At 56.3% G+C, this 5,894-nt stretch carries 5 protein-coding genes; 4 read left to right on the top strand and 1 reads right to left on the bottom strand.

The window, feature by feature from the left end:
* From pyrF to pheS, 4 genes are all read left to right on the top strand, one after another.
* A partial coding sequence (gene pyrF, locus RMSM_RS27320) for an orotidine-5'-phosphate decarboxylase (protein ID WP_040769600.1) occupies positions 1 to 815 on the top strand: 815 nt, incomplete at its 5' end.
* A gap of 120 nt (positions 816 to 935) precedes the next feature.
* On the top strand, positions 936 to 1,142 hold the full coding sequence (gene rpmI / locus RMSM_RS27315) for a 50S ribosomal protein L35 (protein ID WP_008704623.1): 207 nt from the start codon (positions 936 to 938) through the stop codon (positions 1,140 to 1,142).
* 226 nt (positions 1,143 to 1,368) lie between these two features.
* Entirely contained in the window at positions 1,369 to 1,725 is a 357-nt protein-coding gene (gene rplT / locus RMSM_RS27310; RefSeq protein WP_008704621.1) for a 50S ribosomal protein L20, read from the top strand.
* A gap of 247 nt (positions 1,726 to 1,972) precedes the next feature.
* On the top strand, positions 1,973 to 2,998 hold the full coding sequence (pheS, locus tag RMSM_RS27305; RefSeq protein ID WP_008704620.1) for a phenylalanine--tRNA ligase subunit alpha: 1,026 nt from the start codon (positions 1,973 to 1,975) through the stop codon (positions 2,996 to 2,998).
* Positions 2,999 to 3,505: 507 nt separating this feature from the next.
* Here pheS and serB read toward each other — a convergent pair.
* Entirely contained in the window at positions 3,506 to 4,717 is a 1,212-nt protein-coding gene (gene serB, locus RMSM_RS27300; RefSeq protein WP_008704618.1) for a phosphoserine phosphatase SerB, read from the bottom strand.
* Positions 4,718 to 5,894 lie beyond the last annotated feature (1,177 nt).

Genomic DNA, 5,894 nt, shown 5'->3' with positions numbered 1-5,894 from the left:
CGATCCAGCAAATTGCCGAAAGCGGGGCTGACGATGCAAAAGCCGCGGCGTACACGCAATTTTGCTGTGACATCATCGATGTCGTCAAAGACAAAGTCGCGTGTGTGAAACCTCAAGCCGCCTTCTTTGAACAGCTCGGACCGGCCGGGATGGTGTCGCTCGGACAGGTGATCCGTTACGCGTCGGACGCTGGGCTATTGGTGATCACCGACGGAAAACGCAACGATATCGGCAGCACCGCGACGGCCTACGCTAAGGCCTACTTGGGGGCCGGGGACGCCAGTCCGTGGGGCAGCGACTCGTTGACCGTCAGTCCCTATTTGGGCCGCGATTCCCTTGAACCGTTTGTCGACGTGTGTGACGAACGGGCGGCGGGGGTTTTTGTGTTGGTCAAAACATCCAACCCAGGCGGGGGGCTGCTGCAGGATCGTGTGACGGACGGGCAAACCATCTACGCTCGCGTGGCCGAATTGGTCCAGGAATTGAATCAAGGGCGGATTGGCGAGAGTGGCTATGGACCAATCGGAGCGGTGGTTGGGGCGACTTATCCCGAGCAATTGGCCGAGATGCGGGCGGCGATGCCGACCAGTTGGATCTTGATTCCGGGCTTCGGTGCCCAGGGTGGGACGGCAAAAGACGTAATTGCGGGATTTGACGACGCTGGAATGGGGGCGATCGTCAACAACTCGCGAAACCTGATTTTTGCCCATCGTCGCGACGAATATTCGCAAAAATACGGTGAATCTCGGTGGCAGGATGCCGTTTCTGCGGCCACCGACGAGATGAATGCCGTGTTGGCGACACGAATTTCCTAGCAGGACTTTCGGAAATAAACGCGATTCGGTAAGCTTCGCGGTTCGATCAGGACCCTAATGGAAGTGTTCGATCGAACCGTTGTTTAACAAACCACCCACCCTATCACTTGCGGATCACAAATGGGTACCAAGATCAAGACCCACAAGGGCACCAAAAAGCGATTTCGCTTGTCAGCAACTGGCAAGGCAATGCATCGCTCCTCCGGCACAAGTCACTTGGCTAAAGGCCTGACCAAAAAGCGTCGTCGTAACCTGCGTGGCACCACTGCGTTGGACAGCGTGATGGAACCAACCATCCACGCCGCTCTGAACGGCTACAGCAACTAAGCACGAGAGCATTATTCGCTATCGCGTTTTAAATCAAACCTCACTCCATTTTTCCATTTTTTCAAAAACCCCAAAGTCGAACCGTATCCATCTGGCTAGGCAAAACACCCGCAGCATTAGAACTGACGGGGGCCTGAGGTCAGAAAGGCGACGAAAAGCTCGAACAACCCATATCGCAACGACGGTATTCTCGAGCATTCGATCCAACCATTAGGAAGTAAAAGCAATGCGTACCACCAAAGGTTCAGCACGTCGGCAATCTAAAAAGCGTCTGTTTAAACGAGCCAAAGGTTTCCGCGGCGGACGCGGTAAACTGACACGAAGCGTCAAGGAGACATTGCTTCGGGCTGGTGTGTATGCGTTCCGCGATCGTCGCGTCCGCAAGCGTGACTTTCGCCGCCTATGGATCGTTCGTATCAACGCTGCGGTTCGTCAACACGGGATTCGCTACAGCCAATTCATCTACGGTTTGAACAAGGCCGGTATCCAATTGGATCGTAAGATGCTTTCGGAAATGGCGATCCATGACAAAGCTGGCTTCAAAGAGGTCTGCGACAAGGTCAAAGAAGTTCTCGCGGCGTAGCCCCGAGTTTCTTTTCCTGTTTAGGCAGGTGGATAGAGACGATTGGGTGAAATCTTGTTAGCTGGTTGGGCAATTAGCCCCGGCTGACCGTTGGAACCGTGGCTAGCGCCAAAGCGGCTAACAAATCGTATGGAACTCTGTCTGCCTGTTTAGGGATATAACAATACGACCCAGAGTCGCGTTTAACGCGCTCTGGGTTTATTTTTTGCTGACTCCTTCCCACCTTCTGTCTTAGTGTCTTGGCATCATGTCTCTCGATAAATTCATCAGCACGCTTGACCAACTCGAAAAAGATGCTCTCGATTCGTTCGAGTCGGCCGCCGATGCTGACGCCGTCGAAGAAACCCGCGTGCGTTTTCTAGGTGCGAAAAAAGGGGCACTCAAAGACGTCCAAAAGATGATGGGCGGCATCGATCCGAGCGATCGCAAGGCCGCCGGGATGCGGTTGAACGCGTTCAAAACAAAGTTGCAAGAATCGTTCGAGGCATCGCAATCGCGTTTGGGTGGTGGCGAGGCATCGGGCATCGATCCGACATTCGATGCGACGTTGCCTGGAATCCGGCCCAACGTTGGGCACATCCACCCGATCACGCAAACCATCAACCACTTGATGGAGATCATGGGGCGAATGGGATTCGAGGCGGCCGAAGGGCCTGAGGTCGAAGACCCTTGGCACAATTTCGTCGCGTTAAACATTCCCGAAGATCATCCGGCTCGTGACCCGCTGGACAACTTTTATCTGGCGACCGCGTCGGCCACTCAAGCGGGCAGCGAAGGATCACAATTGCTGCGAAGCCAAACCAGCACCGTGCAAATTCGCGTGATGGAACAACACCAACCGCCGATTCGCGTGATCTCGCTGGGCCGTGTGTATCGTCCCGACGCGCCCGATGCGACGCACTATCCGATGTTCCATCAAATGGAAGGCTTATACGTTGACAAGCACGTCACGATGGCCAACTTGAAAACCGTGCTACGCGTGTTTGCCACCAACTATCTCGGCGGCGACGTTCAGATTCGTTTCCGGCCATCGTTCTTCCCGTTCACCGAGCCGAGTGTGGAAGTCGATTTCTTGTGGAACGATACCTGGATCGAATTCGGTGGCGCCGGAATGGTCGATCCCGCGGTCTTTGAAGCGGTCGGCTACGACCCGGAAAAGGTCAGCGGTTTCGCGTTCGGGTTGGGCGTCGAGCGGCTGTGCATGCGACGTCACGGGATCACCGATATCCGTGATCTGTACAGCGGCGATCTGCGATTTTTGAGGCAGTTTTAAGCAGGAATGATTGGGAGAATTCCCGTCAGCCGTTTGGGCAAACGCTGTGAAGCAATTTTTTCGTAGCGAAACTCGCAGGGAGTTTCGGTTTTACCCGTGTGGCCGAAAGTCTCTGCGACTTTCGCTACCGTTGATTCGCGAGTTTTCCTTATGGGGATAAATGCTGCTCAGCGTTGACCAAAGCCGCTAATCTCGTAACTGTGGCTAGCGGGCTGTTGATTCAACGAGCCGCGACGCGTCAAAGAACGTCCGGCTTAGGCCAGAGGCCGATACATCCTCTGCCGTGGCCGTAAGGCCACGGGATGTAGCGAATGAGCCGCAAAGGCCGGAGCCCGGCACAATGCACAATGACTGAGTAAATGTGTCGGCCTCCGGCCTTAAAAAAGAACGAATGCGAGTTGTTAGAGTCACCCTAAGCCGGACGTTCTCGTCCGCGGCCGGGGCCCACGCACTACCCGGTGCCTTACGGCCCACGGCTCACCCAGGGAAAGACTCCTGCCTAGCTGCTTAGACTTGCACTCGCTCGCGGTCGCGGACGCCTAGCAAGTACAACACGGCATCGAGTCCGAGATTGGAAACGGCGTGGCCGGCTTCTTGGCGGACGATCGGTTTGGCATGAAACGCAATCCCCAATCCAGCTCGATTCAGCATCGGCAAGTCGTTCGCTCCGTCGCCGACCGCGATGATTTGCCGACGGTTGATCCCTTCGCTCGATGCAATCTGTTCGAGTAACTCGGCTTTGCGTTGTCCGTTGACAATCGGATCGAGCACTTTGCCAGTCAGCTTGCCGTCAATGATCTCTAACTCGTTGGCATGCACGTAATTGAAACCGAGTCGATCGCGAAGCATGTTTCCAAAGTAGCTAAAGCCACCCGATAGGATCGCGGTGCGGTATCCCAGTTCGTGTAAGTTCAGCAACAACGCTTCGGCTCCCTCGGTCAATCGCAAACGCTCAGCAACTTTCTGTAGCGACGATTCGGGAAGCCCTTTTAAGGTTGCAACGCGGCGACGCAGCGAGGTGTCAAAGTCCAGCTCGCCTCGCATCGCACTTTCGGTGATCGCAGCAACCTCTTCGCCACAGCCCGCCTCTTTTGCTAATTCGTCAATCACTTCGGCTTGGATCAGCGTCGAATCCATGTCGAACGCGACCAGCCGTCGCGATCTGCGGTAGGCGTCATCTTTTTGCCAAGCGATGTCGATCGCCAGTTCACGACTCAGGTCCATATAGAGGGCCTGCATCCGTGGTTTGTCGTGTGGTTCGCCCCGCAGCCAAAATTCAACACAGGCGCGGCGCAGTGTATCGGGGTTCTCGATTCGCTGAGGCCGCCCGGACAAGCGGTGAATCACGTCGATATTGAGCCCTTCGTCCGTGATGATCTTGGTCACCGCCGCGATATGCGACGCTTCGATCGAACGTGCGAGCAGCGTCAGGATGTATCGCGGTTTTCCTTGGCGATCGACCCAGCTGTCGTAATCGGTGTCGTCAATGGCACGAATTTTGACACGCAGCTCAAGCGATTCGGCCATGGCGTTGATCGGCCGCTCGACTTCGACCCCGTTTTCGACGCGGATCATCATCCCCAGCAACAGCGATTGGTGGATCACCGCTTGGTTGATATCCAGCACTTCGGCACCGAGTTCCGCCAGCGTCCGTGTCAGCTCGGAGGTCAATCCGATGCGGTCTTCGCCGGTGAAACGCAGTAAAAAGATGTTGCCCATTGTTGGCTCTCCAATCGGCCATTTTTCGGTTGAGCGGTTCGCCGGGCTCTGCCCGAAAAGAAAGGGGGCCCGAAAAGAAAGACGAAAGCATAGACCGATCCGGCACCTCGATGAAGGGTGGGCATAACGAGGGGATGTGGGATCTGAAGCGGTGTGATCGGCGGTGGGTGCGGGAAACCGCATGGTCGGATTTGGTTTGTTCTTGCTCGCGGCACCTACGATTTGCAGGTGCTGAAAGTCTGGCTCCCCTCGCTTCCGCCGGGCTTGCCCCGGTCGGTGCGACAGCTGGCTGCTACCTGGCAAGCCGGCCGAAACGCTCTTCCTTTTCCCCGCGAATCGCCGGAAGGCGATTCGCGGGGAAAAGGAAGGGAAATTCGGATAGGACACTGGTACTAGCCGGATGTTTTTTGTAGCGCTGCGGCGCAAGCCGCCCGGTCTAAACCGAACGTTTTACTCGCTGCAACCGGGCTGCTTGCGCCGCACCGCTACCCCAAAAGTAGATGGCATTGGGGGCAAGCCCGGCGGAATTGCGTGACTTCCGCAACTTAATTACCGCACCTTCCTCGCGGGGCAACAATACACGCGGTTGTTCGACCCCGTTGGGGTCGGGTGTGCGTTGGTGTCAGGGACCCAGGGTGCGCTTCGCGACCCTGGGCTTTGTTGTTGAACGCCATCGGCGTCGGTGGGTAAATTTGGCGATCTTTTATTGATGGCAACGCAGTCGAGCAACATAGCTCGAGGTTGCACAGCGGAACGTCGGGGACGGTGAGGACTTCTCTCGTTTCCGCCGGGCTTGTCCCGGTCGGATCGACAACTGGCAGCTACCCAGAAAGCCCCCGACGCCTCTGACTTGCCCCGCGATACGCTTCCGGCGTTTCGCGGGGCATGTCAGAAAAATTTGGACAGGATGAAGGGTAGTTGCCAGTTGTTATCCCGCCGGGGCAAGCCCAATGCCATCTACTTTGGTACTAGCCGGATGTTTTTTATAGCGGCGCGGCGCGAGCCGCCCGGTCTAAACCGAACGTTTTACTCGCCTCAACCGGGCGGCTTGCGCCGCACCGCTACCCCCAAAGTAGATGGCATTGGGCGCGAGCCGCCCGGTCGCAGCGGAAAAACGTCCTGTGAAGCATTTTGCGCTATTGGGGCAACGCGAATTCACTGTAGCGAAAGTTGTAGA

It is taken from the genome of Rhodopirellula maiorica SM1 (assembly GCF_000346295.1).
Taxonomy (GTDB): Bacteria; Planctomycetota; Planctomycetia; order Pirellulales; family Pirellulaceae; genus Novipirellula; species Novipirellula maiorica.
Note: the sequence above shows the minus strand (reverse complement) of the source record. Positions and strands in the feature narration are given on the sequence as shown.